Source organism: Candidatus Zixiibacteriota bacterium, from assembly GCA_021159005.1.
GTDB lineage: Bacteria > Zixibacteria > MSB-5A5 > UBA10806 > 4484-95 > JAGGSN01.
This window is the reverse complement of the sequence record JAGGSN010000124.1, coordinates 1-21679: the sequence shown is the minus strand read 5'-3', so window position 1 is coordinate 21679 and position 21679 is coordinate 1. Positions and strand designations below refer to the sequence as shown.

At 42.6% G+C, this 21679-nt stretch carries 19 protein-coding genes and 1 tRNA gene; 1 reads left to right on the top strand and 19 read right to left on the bottom strand.

The annotated features are described in order from the left end of the window. Window positions 1-402: 402 nt before the first annotated feature. From J7K40_08060 to J7K40_07970, 19 genes are all read right to left on the bottom strand, one after another. The gene (locus tag J7K40_08060) at window positions 403-2856 is read right to left on the bottom strand and encodes a hypothetical protein (GenBank protein MCD6162352.1); all 2454 of its coding nucleotides are present in this window, start codon (window positions 2854-2856) and stop codon (window positions 403-405) included. Between the two features lie 695 nt (window positions 2857-3551). After that, on the bottom strand, window positions 3552-4793 hold the full coding sequence (locus J7K40_08055) for an ABC transporter permease (protein MCD6162351.1): 1242 nt from the start codon (window positions 4791-4793) through the stop codon (window positions 3552-3554). Between the two features lie 22 nt (window positions 4794-4815). Beyond that, window positions 4816-6033, bottom strand: coding sequence for an ABC transporter permease (locus J7K40_08050; GenBank protein MCD6162350.1), 1218 nt, complete (start codon window positions 6031-6033; stop codon window positions 4816-4818). A 137-nt stretch (window positions 6034-6170) separates the two neighbouring features. Beyond that, window positions 6171-6854, bottom strand: a complete 684-nt coding sequence (locus tag J7K40_08045) for an ABC transporter ATP-binding protein (protein MCD6162349.1) — start codon at window positions 6852-6854, stop codon at window positions 6171-6173. A 39-nt stretch (window positions 6855-6893) separates the two neighbouring features. Further along, window positions 6894-8141, bottom strand: coding sequence for an efflux RND transporter periplasmic adaptor subunit (locus tag J7K40_08040; GenBank protein ID MCD6162348.1), 1248 nt, complete (start codon window positions 8139-8141; stop codon window positions 6894-6896). Window positions 8142-8155: 14 nt separating this feature from the next. Further along, window positions 8156-9460: a TolC family protein gene (locus tag J7K40_08035; GenBank protein ID MCD6162347.1), complete on the bottom strand. Its 1305-nt coding sequence runs from the start codon at window positions 9458-9460 to the stop codon at window positions 8156-8158. A gap of 19 nt (window positions 9461-9479) precedes the next feature. Continuing rightward, a complete protein-coding gene (locus tag J7K40_08030; protein ID MCD6162346.1) occupies window positions 9480-10247 on the bottom strand; it encodes a YIP1 family protein in 768 nt (255 codons plus the stop codon). A 317-nt stretch (window positions 10248-10564) separates the two neighbouring features. Then, the gene (locus tag J7K40_08025; protein ID MCD6162345.1) at window positions 10565-11296 is read right to left on the bottom strand and encodes an energy transducer TonB; all 732 of its coding nucleotides are present in this window, start codon (window positions 11294-11296) and stop codon (window positions 10565-10567) included. Next, window positions 11293-11892: a biopolymer transporter ExbD gene (locus J7K40_08020; GenBank protein ID MCD6162344.1), complete on the bottom strand. Its 600-nt coding sequence runs from the start codon at window positions 11890-11892 to the stop codon at window positions 11293-11295. Before J7K40_08020 ends, J7K40_08025 begins: the two co-directional genes overlap by 4 nt. Before the next feature lie 18 nt (window positions 11893-11910). Next, window positions 11911-12399 carry a biopolymer transporter ExbD gene (locus tag J7K40_08015; protein ID MCD6162343.1) on the bottom strand — a complete coding sequence of 163 codons (489 nt, stop codon included), beginning with the start codon at window positions 12397-12399 and terminating at the stop codon, window positions 11911-11913. Then, entirely contained in the window at window positions 12399-13130 is a 732-nt protein-coding gene (locus J7K40_08010; GenBank protein MCD6162342.1) for a MotA/TolQ/ExbB proton channel family protein, read from the bottom strand. Before J7K40_08010 ends, J7K40_08015 begins: the two co-directional genes overlap by 1 nt. Window positions 13131-13162: 32 nt before the next feature. Beyond that, the gene (locus J7K40_08005; GenBank protein MCD6162341.1) at window positions 13163-13861 is read right to left on the bottom strand and encodes a hypothetical protein; all 699 of its coding nucleotides are present in this window, start codon (window positions 13859-13861) and stop codon (window positions 13163-13165) included. 25 nt (window positions 13862-13886) lie between these two features. Then, window positions 13887-15590 carry a tetratricopeptide repeat protein gene (locus J7K40_08000; GenBank protein ID MCD6162340.1) on the bottom strand — a complete coding sequence of 568 codons (1704 nt, stop codon included), beginning with the start codon at window positions 15588-15590 and terminating at the stop codon, window positions 13887-13889. Window positions 15591-15729: 139 nt separating this feature from the next. After that, entirely contained in the window at window positions 15730-15969 is a 240-nt protein-coding gene (locus J7K40_07995) for a hypothetical protein (GenBank protein MCD6162339.1), read from the bottom strand. Window positions 15970-16009: 40 nt separating this feature from the next. Continuing rightward, a complete protein-coding gene (locus tag J7K40_07990; protein ID MCD6162338.1) occupies window positions 16010-17131 on the bottom strand; it encodes an ABC transporter permease in 1122 nt (373 codons plus the stop codon). Between the two features lie 3 nt (window positions 17132-17134). After that, window positions 17135-18265 carry an ABC transporter permease gene (locus J7K40_07985; GenBank protein ID MCD6162337.1) on the bottom strand — a complete coding sequence of 377 codons (1131 nt, stop codon included), beginning with the start codon at window positions 18263-18265 and terminating at the stop codon, window positions 17135-17137. Continuing rightward, window positions 18262-19188 (bottom strand): ABC transporter ATP-binding protein, encoded by a 927-nt coding sequence (locus tag J7K40_07980; GenBank protein MCD6162336.1) that lies wholly within the window; start codon window positions 19186-19188, stop codon window positions 18262-18264. Before J7K40_07980 ends, J7K40_07985 begins: the two co-directional genes overlap by 4 nt. Beyond that, window positions 19175-20086 carry an ABC transporter ATP-binding protein gene (locus J7K40_07975; protein ID MCD6162335.1) on the bottom strand — a complete coding sequence of 304 codons (912 nt, stop codon included), beginning with the start codon at window positions 20084-20086 and terminating at the stop codon, window positions 19175-19177. Before J7K40_07975 ends, J7K40_07980 begins: the two co-directional genes overlap by 14 nt. A gap of 30 nt (window positions 20087-20116) precedes the next feature. Continuing rightward, window positions 20117-20992: an efflux RND transporter periplasmic adaptor subunit gene (locus J7K40_07970; GenBank protein ID MCD6162334.1), complete on the bottom strand. Its 876-nt coding sequence runs from the start codon at window positions 20990-20992 to the stop codon at window positions 20117-20119. Between the two features lie 194 nt (window positions 20993-21186). Between J7K40_07970 and J7K40_07965 the strand changes: the two genes are divergently transcribed. Continuing rightward, window positions 21187-21260: transfer RNA gene (locus J7K40_07965), tRNA-Pro, on the top strand. Window positions 21261-21679: the final 419 nt, after the last annotated feature.

Sequence of the window (21679 nt, the reverse complement as noted above, 5' to 3'; positions counted from 1 at the left end):
CCCTCAAGAGGGGAATAGTAAAATGTTGGTGCACGAGAACGTACACCGACCACTAAATGTTGGTGCACGAGAACGTACATCGACCATACTAAATGATAGAGTTTATTAATAATGCAGGATAGGTGAATTATTACGCCTGCGGCTATCGGAAATAGCTTCCAACAGCATAAAAAAGGCGTATGCAATACGCCCCTACGCGCGGCGGTGTAATAAAATGTTGGTGCACGAGGACGTACACCAACCATACTAATACATAAGGTATTATTTTGTCAACAACCCAGACAGCCCGCCTTTGTAGAAAATATCTGTCCTGCTGTTGTCGAGTATTATTATAATCAATACTCGATTTTGTGGGCTGTCGGAAGTTATTTCCGACAGCGCTTGCCAATCAGTTAAAAAGATTTATTCGCCTGTCCAGCCTTCATGACGAGCCATCATAACCCACCAGGCTTTGCCTTTCTGATAACAATTGAAGCATTGCGAATGAGCGCAACCACATGAGGGGCAGCTATGCGATGCGCACCAATCAGTACACCAATTGCAATAATCGGTTTCGTTAGGATAATAGTTGCCATCCGGGTCGTAGCTTTCAATATCGGCGAAATCGAATAATATTTTGTCGTGCGTATTGCAGTAATCACGAATCCAATTATTGTTTTGATATAATGTGCCGCTGGGACCAGAACCATCAAGATGGCCGGTCATATAAATAAAAGTAATGTCAGGATAATCGGCTTCCAGTTCTTCCATCTTATTAAGATAAATATATATCCCAACCGAGTCATTATCCGAACAGCCGCCGCACCATGAAAACATCGCCATATTGAAATCATAGCTGGTGCTTTCGAGGTAATTTCTGGTAGTAGGCACCCATAAGGTGTCGCCATTATGCCCTAAATCATCGCTGACTTCGCGGAAATATGGCTCAATATATAAAGGGTCAGCATTAACACAGCAATCAAGCCCGGACATAATCTGACTTCCGTGTGATGTATGCAAGTACAGGATTTCATAATCATTAGTGATAGCCTGGACTATTGAATCTGGGATATTTTGCCATGAGCCGCAGAAAGTGTGATCGGCAATGATTGCCTCGGAAGAAGTAGTGTCATCAACCGTAATATCGACAAGTTCGGTATCGGATAGTTCGCCATCCGCAACAATGAACCTTACCTGATGTATGCCAACTTGGCTGGAATCCGGGTCGAATATAAACCCGCCAACACCATCGGTTGAGTCATGGAAGCTGGAATTATCGGGAAGCATCTCGGCGGATAGTATAAGCGAATCGTTGTTAATATCGGCGGCAACTACCCGCAGTTCCAGATGGTCGCCCACGTCAATTTGCGGTGAAGCAATCGGGTCCCAAACCGGCGGCTGATTGCCGGAGACAACCGTAATATCGACAAGCTCGGTATCGGATAATTCGCCATCCGTGACAATAAACCTAACTTGGTAATCATCAGCTTGGCCAACAGCCGGGTCGAATATAAAACCGCCAACACCGCCGGTGGAATCTTGGAAATCGGCATTAGTCGGTAGTAATTCGGCAGATAGATTGAGAGGGTCTAAATCGGGGTCGGAGGCGGTTACACGCACCTCAAGATGCTCGCCCTCGACAACTATTTGAGATGAAATCGGGTCCCATTCCGGCGGATGATTGCCGACAGCAACAGTTATGCTTACAAGTTCGGTATCTGCCAGCGAGCCATCCGAAGCAATAAACCTGACTTGATATTCGCCTGCCTGACCGGTTACCGGGTCGAAAGTGAAACCGCCAACACCGCCGGTGGAATCTTGGAAATCGGCATTAGTCGGCAGTAATTCGGCATATAAATCGATAGGGTCGCCATCAGAATCGATAGCGGTAATCCGCAGTTCCAGATGCTCATCCTCAACAATATACTGTGCCCCGATGGGATTTAGTGCAGGCGCATGATTGGTAATTATGCCGCAATTCGGCCAGCCTGCCGGCGCCGTATCAGGAACACTATCCGGAGTAAGCCAATCAGGTGGAAACTCTGAACAATATGAGATTGAAGCATTACCTCTGAAATAATTCACGAGCCGAATAACATCGCCGCCAATTATACTATAATCGCCGTTGGCATCAGCTGATGCCCAGAAACCATCAAGCGGACAGGGTTGACTTGAGGACATGCCCTTGAAATAATTAACAAGGTAGGTAACATCACCGCCAATTACCAATGGCGGCCAAGTGCCATTATGCATATTGACATCCCCGGGAACGTACTGATAACCGGATTCAAAATATATACAGGCATAGTAATCGTTGATATAAAAACTCGAGCTGCCAAGCGTATCATAAGCATATAGCTGGCCAGTGAAAGGATCGGCGCCTCTTGCAAGAGCGTCATCGGCAACCTGGCCTATCAAGTCGGCATTGCTGACAGCATGAACGCGAAAGGAAAATCCCAGCAATGGCACATATGAATGGAACCAAGGGGCTTCTTCGGTATAATCGCGGGCAATACCAAGGAATGAAAGGCCTATATAACCCGCCGGCGTGGGATATGTCGGATGATATTCATCGTTAGGGTTTATAAAATAAGCGAATTCCCATTCGGAGAACGGGTAATGAAGCTGGCACTCGCTCGAATCGAAAGCGTCAAAACAATCAAGTTTGATAGCCAACGGGAAAGACAATTCGCCCATCCATATGCTGGGATAATCGCCCTCCAGGTACACCGGCACTTCAACCCAGCCGCCGGGAATAGCGACAACTGTATCGTTCCATATTTCGTCATTAAAAGTGCCCCCTGCCCAGATATTAAGGTGAATAGCGGATGCATTAACACAGAGAATCAACACAAACAGCAGGGTGAATTTCTTCATTTTTCCTCTCCTATCACAATATTTAATTTTGATTAATTTCATTTAAAGCTGATTTATTCAATAGCCAGTAATTACAGGATGAACAATACCATTAAATTTAACCAAAGACCTTTATAATGAGTCTCGACAGTAATATATTGATATTATAAGCCTTGTCAAGAAGTAACGACTTGGGAACTACGTTGAACGCTTAGCGTTAAGAACACACCCCTGACCCCTCTCAAGAGAGGAATAATATCTGCGTTAACACGTTATATGATTATGCAATTAAAATGCCCCAGCCACTGGCAAAGGATTTAGATGCCGAACATCGGCTAATACTTCACCGCTTATCAAAGTCTTCTCTTGAGAGAAAATTTAGGCAGAAAACTCGTCTGATTTTGGCTGGCGTTTATCAAATTCCCTAGCCAGCGGCGGGGGATTCAGGGGTGTGTTGGCAATTTTAAAATACTAAGATGATTATCTGATATATCACTTTTCTGTAAATTTATTTTTTAGTCCCGGCTACAAAGCGCCGCTTGGTAGCCAGAAAATAATATCGATTCATAGCAATGCCTTATATGATAATCACTACCATAATAAAATCAACTGCAAAATATGGGTTGATAGGCAAACCTTTCCATGCCCCTGCATTGGAGTTGGAAAGGTCAGTTATTAAAGGCTACAGAAGTGTTTAATGGCAGCGCAATGATTCTCTACTCGTAATGGAGACATTCGATTGGGTCGAGACGCGAAGCGCGCGCCGCAGGATATAAGCCAAAGATTAAAGCTACCGCTACGGAGAATGTGAATCCGATAATCACCCAGGGAACTGAAATCGCCGCCGGTAACGGCGTAACTGCGGCTATAAACTGGGATAATAATATACCTATTATGATTCCTAAAACACCGCCAATACTCGATAGTACTGACGCCTCGATTAGAAACTGCCATAATATGCTGGATCTTTTAGCACCAACAGCTTTACGTATGCCAATCTCGCGCGTTCTTTCGGTAACCGATACCAGCATGATATTCATAACGCCAACACCGCCGACTAATAATCCGATTGAGGAGATAATAATCATCGCCAGCCAGACAGCTTGCGTAAGCTGTTCCCACATTTCCATCATGTTTTCCTGCGTAAAAACGGCAAAATCGTTCTCATCGTTGTATTTTAGGCCATGTCGGCGTCGCATAAGGTCGGTTACCTGATCAATTGCCTGCTGCATTACCTCCGGCCCTCTTGCTTTGCATGCCAGCCAGAGCGCCTTTTCCTCAGGGTGGATTTTTTCAAAAGCGCCGTAGGAAATAAGAATAAAATTATTTCCGCCGTCGCCCATTATGGTTTTTCGCGTTTCCATAACGCCAATAACCGTGAATTTATCCCCATTCACTGAAATTTGCTTGCCGACAGGGTCGATGCCAGGGAATAGATTTTTCGCAACATCCTGACCGATAACACAAACGAAAGCGCGGTATTTAATATCATTGTCAGTAAGGAACCTTCCGTTTTCCACATAGGCGCTGTTAACTATCTCATAACCGGGCACAGTTCCAAAAAAGGCAAAGTTTTTAGCTTCATAGCTTTTATATTTTGCGGTATTCCCGCCGGATTTTGTATAGTGATTCTGGGGGGCAACTGCCTCGATTAAGGAGCAATATTTATCGATAGCCATGGCATCCGCAAAAATCATATCCGGGCGATTGCGTTCGGCTGAGCTTCGCCGTCCCATCTGGATTCCCGGTTTATACTTGGATACATAGATTGCGCTTGAGCCAAGACTCTCAATCTGCTGAGCCATTGATTTGTTTAAACCCTCAATTAGCGAGACCATGCCAATGATTGATGCAACACCTATCAAGACACCGAGAATGGTTAAAAATGAACGCAGTTTATGAGACTTAATTGTTTGAAGAGCCATTAATGTGTTTTCTATAAATTCTTGAAATTCCATCAGTTTTTATGCTCCTAACAGCTTACTCTGAATGCAAACAATCAACCGGGTCTAACTTAGCCGCCCTCATCGCCGGGAAAATGCCAAAGAACAACCCTACAGATGAAGCAATGCCTAAGCCAGACAATACTGCCCATGTTTCAATTGCTGCTGGTAATGGCGAATATGCTCCAACTAAAAGCCCCAAACCAGCGCCTAAACCAACACCGATAGCGCCGCCAAACAGCGAAAGAGTTACAGATTCGATTAGAAACTGCCAGAGTATATCGCGCCTCTTAGCGCCGATTGCTTTCCTGATGCCGATTTCGCGTGTTCTTTCGGTTACGGAGACAAGCATTATATTCATAATTACGATACCGCCGACAATTAAAGAGATGCTGGCAACTCCAATTAAGACAATCCAGGCGGTGCCGGTGAGATTATTATAAATCTCCATAATAGATTCGGCGGTAACCATACCGAAGCTGTCCGGGTCTTTATATCTATCACCGCGGCGGTTGCGAAGGATTACTCTAACCTCATCCTGCGTCTCCTCCATCTGGGCAACAGATGACGCCTTGATATGCAATTCAACTTCACGATGCCTACCGAAGTATTTCTGGAAAGTCCGTATCGGTATGGCAACCCAGTTGTCCTGATTCTGCCCGAGGAACGAGCCTCTTTTATTGCCGACGCCTATTACTCGAAAATAGCAGCTGCCGATTTTAAGCATTTTATTAATCGGGTCTTCATCAAAAAACAAATATTCCACCAAGTCGGGACCTATCAGACAAACTGCCGACCGACGCTGATCATCCGATTCGAGGAATGCCCGGCCATAGTCAATATCGATATCCGATATTTCCACATAATTTGAAGTTGAGCCGATAATACTAATATCCTCTAAATAATTTGATTTGAATTTGACGTTGCGGCGAGTTTGGGAAGAGCCGCCGACTTTCTCGCACAACTCGCAATAGCGATCAACTGCCAACATATCATCAATAGTGATTTTCTTGCGTTTTCTTGCTTCGAGAAATTGTTCATGAGTTGTAATCAAGCCAAAGCGATCTACCCAGAAGGTTGTCGATCCCATTGAGTTGATTTTATCGGCTACATATTTATTCATGCCGCTGATTACAGATACTACGGCTATAACAGTTGCCACACCGATAATTATGCCAATTAGCGTTAGAATTGAGCGCAGTTTATTTGCATAGATGGCGCGGGCGGCTATTATTATTCCTTCTTGAAGATGCATCGTTCTCTTTATTTAATAGTCTAAATAACTCCTAAAACCTTATTAATTCGTGCACCAAGTTGGCAGACGGGGACGTCCGCCAACCACTTGTTGTGATTTGTGGTTGGTATACGTCCTCGTGCACCATTTGGCAATTCTTAAAACTTTTTTACAACCTCTTCTTTTTCAACAAGGCCATCGCGTATGTAAATAACGCGGTCGGCATGAGCGGCGATATCTTTTTCGTGAGTAACTACGATTATTGTATTGCCCTGTGTATGAAGGTCGGCGATTAGCTGCATGATTTCCTCGCCTGTTTTCGTATCGAGGTTGCCGGTTGGTTCATCGGCAAGAATAATCGATGGGTTATTCACCAGCGCTCTGGCTACTGCCACTCTCTGACGTTGTCCGCCGGAAAGCTCATTTGGTTTGTGGTTCATTCTATCGACAAGTCCGACTTTTTCTAAGGCGCTTTTGGATTTTTCTATACGAGCATCCGATTTTGTGCCGTTATAAATCAACGGCAGTTCCACATTTCTAAGAGCGGAGGCTCGCGCCAGCAGATTGAATGTTTGAAATATGAACCCTATTTCTTTGTTGCGTATAAAAGCCAGCTCATCATCATTCATGGATGATACTTGCCGTTCGTTAAGATAATAATCGCCGCGAGTCGGCGTATCGAGGCAGCCGATAAGGTTCATCAGCGTCGATTTGCCGGAACCGGATGGCCCCATGATGGCAACATACTCACCTTTGTTAATTTTGACATTTACACCCTGGAGAGCGTTAACTTTTTCCGCTCCCATCTCATATATTTTCCAGATATCTTTTGTCTGTATCAGCACGTTTTCTCCTAACAACCAAGCGGTTTAAGAACTTGCTCAAGATGAAGATTCATCAAATTTTTTCTCATCCGGCTTAACTTTATCGCCATCCTTAAGGGTCCGCAAAGTTTTATATGTGCCGGTTACGATTTTTTGATCCGGTTCAATTCCGGAAATTATCTCAATATGCTGTTGGTCTGAAATGCCGGCAACAACGGGCACAAACTTAACTGTTTTGTCCTCGACTATAAAAACACCGTCAATTTCTTTTTCTTTATCTTTGCCGGTATCGCTTACCGCAGATGAATCGCTTTCGTTAGTCGAGGCAACTGCTCCGGAATTGCTATCGAGATTATTTTGTTCTTTTTTGGGAGGTTTCCTCATTACTACTGATTGAATCGGTATCTTGATAACATCATCCCGGATATTAGTGGTAATATCTACCGTAGCGTTCATGCCGGGCTTTATTCCGGGAACCGTATCGGTTATCAAAACAGTTACTTCGAAATTGGTTACTTGTTCTGTATAGCCTCCGGTAATTTTTGCCGCATTGCCGATTTCGGTAACTTTACCATTGAAAGTCGTATCAGGGAAAGCATCCAGTAAAATCTCCACTTCCTGGCCTAATTCCAATCGGGCGATATCGGTCTCATCGACATCGGCTTTAACCTCAATTTCGGATAGATCGGATATGACCATAATTACGGTGCCGATATTATTCATTGTGCCGATTATAACGTTCTCCCCTTCTTCAGAATTTAACGTAGTAATAGTGCCGGCCATAGGGGCTTTAATCGTGCATTTATCGAGATAGTCGAAAGCTCTATCGAGGCTTGCCTGAGACTGATTGACATAAGCTTTCGCGCGGTCAAGATTGATTCGGGCGATATCATATTCGGCTTGAGAGATAAGTTTGCGGTTGAAAAGTTCATTTTGCCTTGAGTAATTAATCTGCGCTTCTTCCTCGCCAACTTTAGCCTGAGCAAGCGCAGCTCTCATCTGGGCGACATCGGTAAGATTTTGAGTTTTATCGATTTCAACCAAAAGTTGACTTTTTTCAACATTTTGCCCTTCAACCACAGGCAGTTTAATAATTTTGCCCATAACATCGGCAGAGATATTAACCTTAGTTTTCGCTTCAACTTTGCCGCTGGCGGTAACTATAGATATTATTTTTCCTTTTTCGACAGTTTCAACAGTTACCGGAATGAGTTTTTCCTGATTTTTAACTATAGCGAGAACGATGAAAACAGCAAATACTATCGCTGCGCCGATTATTAAAAATAATTTTTTCTTCTTTGCCACAATATCTCCTTTTTTTACCTGCCCATTACTTTTTCTAAGCGTGAAATGGCAAGATTATAATCAAACAACGCCTGCACCTGGTTGATTTGCGCCTCTTTAAAGGAAACCTCGGCATCTAAAACCTCGATTATAGTAGCGGCGCCGAGATTATATTTTTCTCTAACAATATTTAAATCTTCCTGGGCAGCGGCTACGCTCTCCTCATTGACTTTCAATTTTTCGACATTTTGCTGGATGTCGAGAAATGCTTGTTTAACCTCAAGGGCAACATAGTTCCTCGTATTTTCCAGATTTTCTTTCTGAGAATCTACGGTTTTTCTATATGTTTGGACGCTGGCATAATCGCTGAAATTATTAAACAGGGAATAACTTAAGCCAAATCTGACACTATAACTCGCATCCTTCATTTTGAAATCAAGCATATTTCCAAAATCATCAGGCGTAGTACTATGCGAAACATTAAAATAAAATGACGGCAAAAAGTTTGCTTTATATGCCAGCAAACCTGCTTTAGTAGATGAGAAATCATAATTAGCTTTACGATATGATGGATTATTTGACAGCGCAATGTTATAAGCTTCATCATAAGTAAAACCAGATTTCTCCTGTGGAAAATCCTCGACTACGCCGAATTCATTGCCAACATCAATTCCCATTTTATAGTTTAAATCGGCTTTAGCGAGACTGAAGCTATTTTCAGCGGTTATAAGTTCAAGCTTGGCATTACTGCGAAGCACCTTAGCCTTGAGCACATCAGATAAAGAGGCAGAGCCAAGATCATAACGGCTTTGCGCAATTTTTAACTGTTCCTCTCCCCTTTTTACGGCGTCTTTAGAAAGATCCACCAGCATTTTAGTTTTTACTATATTGAAATAAGATTGCTTTATTGTGTAAACCAATTCATTTGTTGTGCTAAGGAGGTTGTAATATTCTGATTTTCTTTGAGCTTGATTAGATAAAATATTAGCATAGGTACCTAAACCAAGTCCAGAATAAGTTTGACCGATAGAGATGCTGCCGCTTCTTGAGGTAACTTTTCCGGTATAGATAATGGGATTATTATTTGCATCTAAACCTTGCGAGGCAGACCAGCTTTGATTTTCTCCGGTGGAAATAGAAATTGATGGCAATATTCGTCCATAGGCGGAATTCAACTGCCATCGAGTGGCGTTATAATTGTTTTTAGCCGCAATAACCCCATAGTTATTTTCCAAAGCGGTTTCGATACATTTTTCCAGCGTATATGTTTCTGCCGATACGCTTAAGGTTAGTCCTAATATCGCAATTATGATAATCGATAAATGGAGTTTTCGGCTCATAACTTCTCTCTTTCTTTAACTACATTCCGAAACGACTAAATACATCTGCCAAGGTTGTGGAAAGCGTAATCCAGATTCCCCAGAGTACGCCAACTGTAATATACGCTTTGGCCGTGCTAAATTTATAAATTGCGGCAAACCCCGAGGCGAATACCGCTAAAAACCATATCGTAAAAAAGTCAAATTTGGACAATAGAGTATGAAGAGTAGTGCCAACCGAATCATCCGATAGTAAGAGCGCCGGCGATATGGATACCTGCATGGATTCCTTTATCAATATCAATGGAAAACTAACAAGCGATGCAAGTATCAAAATACAGGATGACCATGAAAAGACAGAAAGCACTTTCTTAAATGTGGCATCGCCGCCAAGTATAACCGAACCGATGAAATAAAATATAAATGAAAGCAGTAAATAAAATACCAAAGGCGTGCCGATTACCTGAGATACTACCGTTACAATCCGTTGAGTGGCTACACCCTCAGACATGTGCTGCTCAATAACCTGCAGTTGCTCCGGTGCTATGTTCGGGTTATTTCTTAACATTTCCATCTGAGCTTTCATTAAAATCGGAAAGGCAATCTGGGTTGTTATCACCGTTACTAAAATCAATATCAACATGGGCATAAGCCATGTTGGCCGTTTATCTAATGATTCGAATGTCCGGCGCGGATTGGCAAAGATATTAGTGAAATTTCCCCAGAAACCTAACTCAACGCTGTTATCAGCGGTCATTACTTGGTCTTGAATTTGATCATCCATAACTTCCCTTTCTTTTTTAGACATCTAATATAACGAAAAGTTATATTAAATGTTTCAAATTTTACATTTTGTTGCATTATACACTAAAGCAAGGATTTTATTCAAATTTATTAATCGATAATTTTGAAGCTTTTTTATCAAGCAAGATGTGTCAGTTCATCCGCCTTAGGCGGACTACGAACTGACACAACATCGCAGTGGGCGGCAGACGTCCTCGTCTGCCCCATTATTATGTGTGTAAAGGACGGGCAAACCAGGAGGTCAGCCGCGCACTAATAACACCCTATAAAAAAACCCGGCTGTTTTTCAACAACCGGGCAATAAAATAATTTGAAGGGGAACTATTTCAGCGTAAAAGTTATTTTATATGAAATCCATACCGCTATCGGTTGACCGTTGGAAATAGCCGGTTTCCATGCAGTTTGTTTGGCGGCTTCGATAGCAGCTTCCTCAAAACCGGCATTAGCTCCGGAATCTTTAATAATCTTTACATCCCGGACTTTTCCCTCTTTATCGATTAAGGCATTAACCCAGACAACGCCTTCAATACCTGCGCGTCTTGCCATCTCGGGATATGCAGGTTCGACAGGATCAATTTTTTCCGGCATTTCGTCATAAGCGACGAATTCATCCGATGACGGCAGCAATTCTTCGAGGTCTTCGATTATAATTTCCTTATCGCCGACATCGTCCAAATCCATCACCGGCGGCGGAGCAGCCATAGCGGCGAGGTCATCCATTGTTGCCATTTCCACTTCCTCTGGAGCTTCCTCATCCGGTACCGGTGTGGGCACGCCTACAGATGGCATCGCTCTTTCGGGTGCGGCAACTCTGATTGGGATATCCTTGGTAGAAAGAGTTGGCGGCGCGCCTAAGTCGGCGGATGTTTTTAAAACTATCCTGCCGACAGCTTCCGGCGGCTTGGAAGTAATCTTATTGACAAGAACTACTCCGCCGATTACAAACAGGAAAAAAGCGCTGGAGGCAATCATACCGATACTGAGATTCTTGCGGTATGCCCGCTTAATTTCAAAGGCGCCATAGCCGGCTAACATTGCTAATGCTCTGTTCATGCCTCGCCTCCTTCTTCGGCAACAACCATGCCCATATTCTCTTTAGCCTGCTGCATCAGCTGGTGCTCCCATTGAGTCATATCTTGAAGGCTGAACCTGTAGGACCAGTCAGGGTCGACTTGCTTAAAACGTCTTTCAATTACCTGTATTTCATCGATGATATTTACCATCATTTCATATCGGCATTTAGGATCGATACGCAATACGGTAACCAGCCTGGGCACATCCTGATTTTTCTGGAATAGAAACTTCTGCAGTTTATTTAACTCGATATATTCCGGCAGTTTCATATCTTCCTGACCCTTTGGAGTATGCAGCCAGAAAATATTGCCATCAGTGTCAACTAGAATTTCCAGCAACTTAGATTTTGCTATCGGTAAAGGTTTCTCATCAATATCTTTAGGCGGAAGGTTTATCTCCATCGATTGAGGCATCGAGAAAACAGTTGTAACCATGTAGAAAATCAAAAGCAGAAATGCAATATCGACCATGGGAGTCATATCGATACGAATACCGATACGTTTTTTAGGACGTTTGAGCTTACCGCCAGTTTTTGCTTTTTTTGATTCTCTTTGCGGGGTATCAACAGCTCCCATATAAACTCACCTCCTTTATCATGATGATGGTTCCTCCGTTTCACCTTCAGATGTATATGAAGTAGTTTTCATATCTGTCATCAACGCAAAATGGTCGATGCCAACATCCTGAAGCGTGTTCATTACACTTCGTATCATTCCATAACTGCATTCTTTATCCGCTTTTACAATTATTTCCGGGTTACCCAGTTTTAACCTGGCCGTTGTCAGGTTATAGTTAAGAGTGCGAAGCGTTACCTCTGGGGACTCCCTTACGATATCACCTGTATCTTTATCTTTAGTGATATACTCGACAAACAAAGCGTCAAATTTATTGACAGTGATATTAATGATACCCTTGTCAGGCACTTTGATTTGCGATGTAGACATAGGCAGAGCGACTTTTTCTTTCTCCGGCGGTTTAAACTGGGTAGTTACCATATAGAAAATCAGCAATAGAAAAGCGATATCGACCATCGGGGTCATATCGATTAGTACGCCAACTCTCCTTTTGGGTCTACCAGCCATTAAGCGCCTTCTTTCTCTTTAAGCAACTGAATTACTTCATAGGAGGCTTCATCAATTGTATAATTAAAGGTATCGACTTTGTTTATAAACACATTGTAAGCAATAATACCAACGATAGCATTAGTCAGACCGCCGGCAGTATTCACCAGCGCTTCAGAGATACCAACAGCCAACTGCTGAGCATCGATAACGCCGCCTTTACGATGACCGGTTGCCGAAAAAGCTCTAATCATGCCGATTGTGGTTCCCAGAAGGCCCCACATTGTGGCAATTGAAGAAATTGTTGAAAGCGCAATCAGGTTGCGTTCCAAAAGCGGAACCTCAAGAGCATTAGCCTCTTCGATAGCCCGTTGAGCCTCTTCGATTTTCTTCTCTGCATTTATAGTAGTATCATCCTTTACTGCGTTATATCTTTCAATTCCTGCTCTGATGATATTAGCTACGCTGCCGCGCTGTTTGTCGCAAGCGGCAATGGCGCCTTCATAATCGCCGGAATGAAGCATGGTAACAACTTTTTTAAAAAACGATTGTACTGATGATTTGCCTTTGGCAATTCTTAGCGTCAAACTGCGCTCAATAATGAAGCCAACCAACATGATTAACATAGCAATTAAAAACATAACAAGCGGGCCGCCCTCCCGAAGATAGTCCGGCAGTAAATATGCCCAGATTACATATCCTGCCCCAACAGCGACAATTAACAGGATGAAGAAAAATACGGATTGTTTCACTTAGTTCCTCCTAAGATTTATTAAATTATTTCTTATAGTTCCAACGCTGGCAATAATCCCAGTAAATGCGCCGCAATATTAAGCCATATGCTAACGCTTGCCATGTTGATTACGCTAAGTAATGTAAAGTTTTCGCCAAGTGCTTCTATGCCAAGCGAACCAAAGGGGTTAAGCTGACCTGAGGCAACCAAAGCAAATAGCGCTATATATAAAAGAATTGCTAAGATATTAAGCCGGCTTATAGATTTTAAGCGCGAAAAATAGTTAGCTTTATTCCTGCCTGAATTCAGCGCTATAAGGTTGAGAATGCCGATAACCGGGCTAAAGAATATCATGAATACCGAAAACACGAGAGTCAGTTTCATGGTTAAGCTGCCCCAAGCTAAAAAATTACTGATATAGCCGAGATTCGCCAGGTAAGAAATTGCGCTGCCAGAAACCTTGCCCCCGAAAGCCTCGAAATTATAATAGGGTACTAATAGCGAGAGAATTAAAAAAACCGAGGCGACTGAGATAATAATCCTATCGGCTTTGTTCATCTGGCTGGAATTCACCACCGAGAAATCGCGTTCGATAACCTGAGTGGTTTTGAGTTTTTCCCTTATCTTATCGATATAGCTTTTCTTTTCCTCATCAGAGTCCCAGAATTCCTTTAGCTTGCCCGGCACAACTTCAAAGCCAAGATAGTTATACCGAAGCTCTTCAGGGTTTATTTCGTTCTTTTTTGCCATTTATACTCCTGTCGAGTAATTGTTATTAACCGCCTACTTTAGTGGTTCTTGCTTTGCCTTCCTTTGCCCCCATATGATTTGGATCGATTTTTAAAACCTCTTTATAATATTTATTAGCTAGATCAAACTGATTATCAAGATGATAGGAACTGGCGAGGTTATACAGATAATCGATATTCTTCGGATCGCATTTGATTGCTGTTTCCAACATCGAGATAGCCTTCTTTGATTCCCGCAAAACAACATAACAGTAGCCAAGGTCGCCGCGCACTTTGCACTTTTCGGTAGGTTTCAAGGAGCCGGTTGTATCAGTTAGCGCTACTTTATAGTGTTTAATAGCCTTAAGCGTATAAAGTGTATCGCCGCTCTGGCCATGCAGGAAAACATAGATTTTGCCAATCATCTGGCGCATTACAGCATCCTCGGGCTTTAAGGCAATCGCTTCCTCAAGGGTCGAGGCGGCAAGTTTATACTTTTCGGTTTTCAGGAAACAGAATGCTAAGTTTCTGAGCGAATTGACGCTTTCACTGCCAAGCTCAATGCGTTTCTGAAAGAACGGAATAGCCGACGCATAATCCTGCTTGTAGTATCTGGCAAGACCGCTGTATTCCCAGTAGCTGGCCTCGGTGGAATCCAATTCGATGGCTTTATCGAAAGCTTTGCTTGCTTTATCGAAGAAAGCGGCATCTTTCTGGCCAACTTTTATCATTACCTTTCCCTTATTAAACCAATAAACGGGGTCATCGGGCGCGCCAAGTTCATTCTCAAACCTGGTATAGGCGCTATCGGCTTTGAAATATTCTTTGCGAAGCTGATATATTTTCGCTAATCTTTTATAAGATTCGGCAACATTTGCGCCAAGCTCGACAGCTTTTTCGAGGGCTATTCCGGCCTCTTCGTAGTTATGCAAACTAAACTGCAAATCGCCTAATTTGTACCAGTTGTCACCGTCATTGGGTTTAAGGTCGGTTAATTTATTACAGCAGAATACAGCTTCGGAGGGATTATTTGATTTTTCATAGATTAATTCGAGTTCCCGCCAGGCAGTTGTGTCGGCATCGTGAATTTTGATATATTCCTTATAATAATTTGCGGCCTCATTAACATTTCTGGAATATAAATTTGCCTTGGCTAATTTATATAAAAGGTCAGTTTGGGATGAATCCAGTTCTAATGTATTTTTATAGGCGGTAATAGCAAATGTCCAGACCTCTTTGGCATAATTAATATCGCCCCATGCCCTTTGATAGGTCGGGTTTTCTTTATCATTTTTTATAGCCTTGCGAATTACTACATCAGCTTCCGACAGTTCGCCAAGATTCATCAAGGCTATTGCCTTGCCGTACAGGAATTCGTTTTTCAGCTTTTTGGTTTTGATGCCGCGTTCAAAGTAATCTAAGGCTTTTTGAGACTGGTTGGTTTTTAAAGCCGACATTCCGGCGCCATATAAAGCCTCATGGTCTTTTTTCTTCTGCAAGAGCGTATTTTCGAAATATTCCAAAGCCTGAGGAAAATCTTCTTTTTCAAACAATATTTTCCCTTTAGCGCGCAAAAGTTTATAATCTTCAGGAGCATTAATTAAAGCGGAATCTACCATGGCCTCGGCGGCAGTTAGATTGCCATCTTTGATTAGTTGATCAACATCTTTAGCGATTTTACTCGATGATTGAGCAAAAACAATACTCGCTGTTAAAAATATTGTAATAATTATCAGTGCTTTCTTTAACACAATTATCCTCCACTTGGGAACATTTATTTTTTTAATAACTAACTGCCTTTATCCTGCCAAAAAGCTAAAACTTTATAATATAAATATCCAATGTATAGTCAAGCTTTTTTTTAGGTTGTTTCGAGACAACTCCTTATAGTTACATTGGTTTGTTTTGCTTTCTGCCTTTCACATACAACATTATCAAGCGAGCTATTCCGTATACTAAGATAACACCGCCAAGAATCAGCCTTTGCATATATGTCAGAAACGGTCCCGGCAGCAGAATCTTGGTCAGAATACCGATCCCCATCACGATAAACATAGATGCCACAATATATGACAGCCATCGGTATGCTTTCCGGACCAAACTCTCTTCCTGATTATTTGTATCTCTCATAATATATTACGCCCGAATAATATGTTTTATTCCCAAAAAATCAAACTAAATGTTTTCTTAACCGAAATGCCGCTACTGCCATCACAATCAGACCCCAACCGAATAAAGCCGCCGCCTGCGGCCAAAGCGCCTCAAAACCAGCACCCTGAATAAATATGCCCCTGATAATACTCAAATAATAGCGCATTGGCAAAAGATAAGTAATATATTGGATAGATTCAGGCATATTAGCGATTGGAGAAATAAATCCGGAGAGAAGTATATTGGGCATTATGATAAATTGATTAGCCCACATAGCCTGGTCGCCGGTTTGGGAATATGTTGAAATTACTAAGCCCATTGAAATGGCACAAAAAAAGAAAAATCCCGAAAAGAAATAAAGCAATAAAACCGAGCCTATAAAATCTATTTTAAACCAGGCTAAGCCAACAACTAAAACTAACGTAATGACTAAGAATCCGGCGGCTGCGGAGGGCACGATTTTGCCTATCACTAATTCGAGCGGCTTAATCGGCGAAACCACAAGCTGTTCAGCTGTGCCAAGTTCCCTCTCCCTGACTATAGATAACGAGGACAAGTTTAATAATATAATCAGGGTTAGCATCCCCATAACACCGGGCACCATGAAATTGACCGATTTCAAATCGGGGTTGAACCAGACCCTTGGCTCGACATCAATGGGCAATTCGATAGCCATTCCTTTGCGCGAGTTGATTTCGGCGGCAATCTGATTTGAATAATCGGCTGTTACAAACCGAATATAACCGCTCAGGATGGTCGCCATATTAGAATTGGCGCCATCAAGGACAAACCCGACAGGTACCTGTTCACCTTTGTTGAGCAATTCTTGGAAACCGGCCGGAATAATCATGCCGATTACGGCTTTGCCCGAATCTATGTAATAGTCAAATTCGGTCATTGATTTGACGTAATACTTGTCATTAAAATAACCGGAGGCGGAAAACTTTTCGATAAATTCCCGGCTTTGGGGAGTGCCGTCATAATCGCATATTACGGATGACGACATTTTAATATCGGTAGTGGCAACATAACCAAAAACCAGCAATTGCAATATAGGGGCGATAAGCAAAATCATAAACGCCCGCTTATCACGAACTGTTTGGATTAATTCCTTTTTGATTATTGGTATGATTCTCAACATATATCAGCCAATCTTCTTCTTGAATTTAGCGATTGATAACACTAAAAGCGCCAAACCATATACGAACATAAACAGAAACTGCGGCCATAATACATCAAGACCAACGCCTTTAAGGAAAATGCCTCTTAAGACGACAATAAAATACCTGGCTGGAAAAGCATAAGTGATAGCCTGAACCACAGTCGGCATACTGCTAATCGGGAAAATGAAACCCGATAAAAGCACTGTTGGAAGCAATCCCAGAAACATCACTATAATTTGCGATGAACTGACCGTATTGGAAATATTAGAAGTCCACAAGCCTACGCCAAGCGCGCATATTAGATACAAAAGCGAACCAAACATTAAAAGCGAAACACTGCCTTTAAGCGGCACCTTAAGGCCGAAATGGGCTATGGCTATTACGATTATTATATCTATAAATGAGACGATTACATACGGCAGTATTTTCCCTATGATTAATTCTTGGGAACGAATCGGTGTGGAAACCAGCATTTCAATAGTGCCGGTTTCTTTTTCCCTGACAATCGAGGTGGAGGTTAGCACCGAACCCAAAATCATCATTACTACTGCAATAACGCCGGGGACAATGAAGTTTATCGATATTAATTCGGGATTATACCAAATCCTCGTTTTTTCAATCACTCCCCCACCTGTTGCGGAAGCTAATCCCCGTTTGGCGATATTTTCCCGAACTAATTCAGCTCCATAGGAGGAGATAATAGCCGCCTGATAACCCATCGCTACGCTGGCGGTGTTAGCATCAGAGCCATTTACCAAGGCCTGAATTTTAGTTTTTTGCCCAAGAGCGATTTTCTTATCAAAATCGGGCGGGATAACTAATGCTAAGACAATTTTATTCTCTAAAAACAGCCGATAAATATCATCATAGTTTTCAGCATAGTATTCGATATTGAGATATTCTGTAGAATTAATTTTATTAAGAAGCTCCCTTGAAGCCGGCTTGGCGCAATAATCCAATACCGCTGTGGAAACATTTTTAATATCAAACGTTACTCCATAGCTGTATAAGATAAGCATAAAAACAGGGAACACTAATATCAGAAACAAAGCCCTTTTATCACGGGCAATAAGAATCATCTCTTTTAAAAATATTGCCTTAAGCCGCATCATTTCTCCGATTTCAATAGCGAAACGAATACATCCTCAAGCGAGGGAAGTATTTCTTTGACACTTACAAAGCCGCATTCTGAGGCTGATAACATGCTCTTGATTATATCCTCAGCGCCGGGGTTTGGCGATACATGGATTTTTACGCCAAACAACGCCGACTCGCCAATCTCCGCCTCGTTTGATGATAATATCTCGATAGCCTTAGCCCAATCAGAGCATTCAATCTCTAAAAGCTTGCGGCTTGTTTGCTTGAGGTTTTCCGGTGAATCTGTTTTAATCAGCTTGCCTGAGGCTATAAAAGCTATCCGGTCGCAATGTTCCGCTTCATCCATGTAGTGTGTGGTTACAAAAACCGTTACGCCCGATTCGGACAGCTTATAAATCATCTCCCAGAAATTTCGCCGGGACAAAGGATCGACTCCGGCGGTCGGCTCATCCAAAAACAGGACTTCGGGCTGATGAAGCAGCGAGCACGCCAACGCCAGCTTTTGTTTCAAGCCGCCGGGTAGCGTGCCGGTTATATGGTCTTTGCGTTTGGTCAGGCCAGATATTTCCAACGCCTCATCAACTCTTTGACAGCGTTTCCCTTTCGGTATGGGATAGACGCCGGAATAAAAATCGAGATTTTCAAAAACGGATAAATCCTCATACAACGAAAATTTCTGCGACATATACCCGATAATTGATTTGATTTTATCGCTGTTTTTGCCCAGCGGGATACCACTGACAGTACCGGTGCCGCTTGTGGGGGCAATTATACCGCAAAGCATGCGTATAGTGGTAGATTTTCCGGCGCCGTTCGGGCCTAAAAATCCGAACACTTCTCCCCTTTTTACTTCAAATGAGACATTATCAACGGCGGTAAAATTACCGAATTTGCGAGTGAGATTATTAACCTCGACAGATATATCAGGTGATGGCATCTATAAAGACATCCTCCATACCGGGAACTATTCGCTCGATTGATAATAACTCGATTCCGGCTTGCTGAAGGATATTTGTAATAGCCTGCACGCCGGCATCATAATCCTGTATTTTGATATGGAGCTTATCCCCGAAAAATAAGACATTTTGAGCACCAAATTCATCCTGCAACAGATTTCTGCAAAGACGGTTATTATCGGTTATAAGCCCAACAAGATGATGACTGTATTGCTGCTTAAGATATTCCGGCGTTTCGCAGGATAAAATTTTCCCTTCATGAAGTAAAGCGACTCGGTTAGCTCTTTCGGCCTCATCCATATAGGGTGTGGCGAATATTATAGTTACGCCCTCTGTCAGAAGGTCGTACAGTATTTTCCAGAATTCCCGCCGCGAGATAGGGTCGACGCCGGTAGTCGGCTCATCAAGAATGAGGATTTTCGGTGTATGTATCAATGCGCACGATAGGGCAAGTTTCTGTTTCATGCCGCCTGACAGATGTTTGGCTGTGCGGTCGGCGTATGGTTCGAGACGGGAAAAATCAAGCAATTTTGCTTTTCTCTTATAGCTTTCAAGTTTGTCAACTTTGAACAGACGGCTGTAAAAATCGATGTTTTCCGAAACCGTCAGGTCGGGATAAAGCGAAAACCGCTGGGAAAGGTAGCCGATATGCTGTTTGGCTGATTCGATATCCGCCGTTATGTCAAAGCCGAGTATGTTGACCGTTCCGGAGTCGGCGGTCATAACGCCGGCAAGTATTCTTAGCAAGGTGGTTTTACCGGCGCCATCGGGACCAAGCACTCCGAATACTGCGCCTTTGTCAATATCTAAATTGACATCCGCTAGGGCTTTTACATCCTGAAATGATTTACAGAGATTTTTAATGCTGATTGCGGACATGATACGCCTTACTTAAAACCCGGAAAGCTGTTATTTGTTTGGTATTGATATTACAACATCACAAGGCAAGCCTGGCTTCAAAATGCCATCATGACTGTAGGATGCTATTTTCACAGCGAAAACCTGTTTAACCCGTTCCTTTTTAGTTTGGATATTCTTGGGAGTAAATTCGGCTTTATCCGAAATATGCGTAATGGTTCCGGGGAATGTTTTTTCGGGGTGTGAATCGATTTGAATAGCGACATTTTGGCCAAGCTTGATTGCCCCAAGACAGCTTTCGGGAAGATAGACTTTTATTGTCAAGTTATCCAAATCGGCGATTGTTGCCACCGGCGCGGCAGGCATTACCACCTCGCCCGGTTCAAACATACGGGATAGAACTCTGCCCTTGGCATACGTTTTCAAAACGGCATAATCAAGCCTGATATTCGCCATATCCACTGCGGCTTTGGCGGCTTCAAGGCTTTTCTGTGAGTAGTTAAGCTGAGCTTCTGTTTGGCGTTTTTGGTCGAATAAGTCGTCATACTGCGTTTGCGTGGCCGCTCCCGCAGCTATTAACTTGCTAATCTTATTGAGATTGCGATTTATAGTTTCAAGGTTTACTTCAAGGCTGACGATGGCGGCTTTAGCGGCTTCGTAATTTTTACTTGTTTGGTCAACAGCGGCGTTTAGCTCATTTCTATCGAGTTCGGCGATTACTGCGCCTGAATCGATATAGTCGCCCTCATCGAAATAAATATGAGTAATGAGTCCGGGCATCCTGAATGAGACATCATTTTCCTCAGCCTCGATTATCCCCGAAAGGATTAATACGCCGGTATCTTCATTACGGTAGATATTTAGAGTGATGATTAAAATGGTTAGCAGGACGATAAATATAATTCCAAAAATCATGACACGCTTCAAAACAACCTCCGGACATCTATTTTAAATGGACAGCAGGGTGCAAACTGCCGGTAATACGCTTTTTTATTGGTTGTTTAATAGTTTAATATGTCGTTTTAGTCAAGCAAAAAGGTTTTCGGGATTATATGACATTTTTCCTGAGTGTTTATACTTGACTATCTGTTTTTTGCCGATATATTCAGTGTGTCATTCAACGGGGTGTGGCGCAGTCTGGCAGCGCACTTGCTTTGGGAGCAAGGAGTCGGAGGTTCAAATCCTCTCACCCCGAGTTTGTATTTATTAAATAATAATTGTAGAAGGTATCTGTTTATCCCTCACCTATGAAAAGACTTTTGTCAAGCACAATATATTTTAATTATTATATCACTACTGTCCGGCCTTTTTTATAGAGTTCTTTAAATATTATCCAACAAGCGAAACTTGCTTGATTAGCAACCCATAGAACAACAAGACATTGGACAACTCCAGCAAACATCGCTATTCTACTTTTTGCTTTGCATAATATTTCATGCCTGTCCGCCGACAGGAGGAATTAGATTTCAGAAGTCGACTTTGATTCGATGATTATCTATTTATGTCATTCCCCCGCCGCGGCGGGGGGAATCCAGAAAACTGTTAGTTAACTCAAAGGTGGATAGTAAAAATACCGTGCCCCGTGTCCGCAGACAGGCGGGCGCCGGCAGGCAG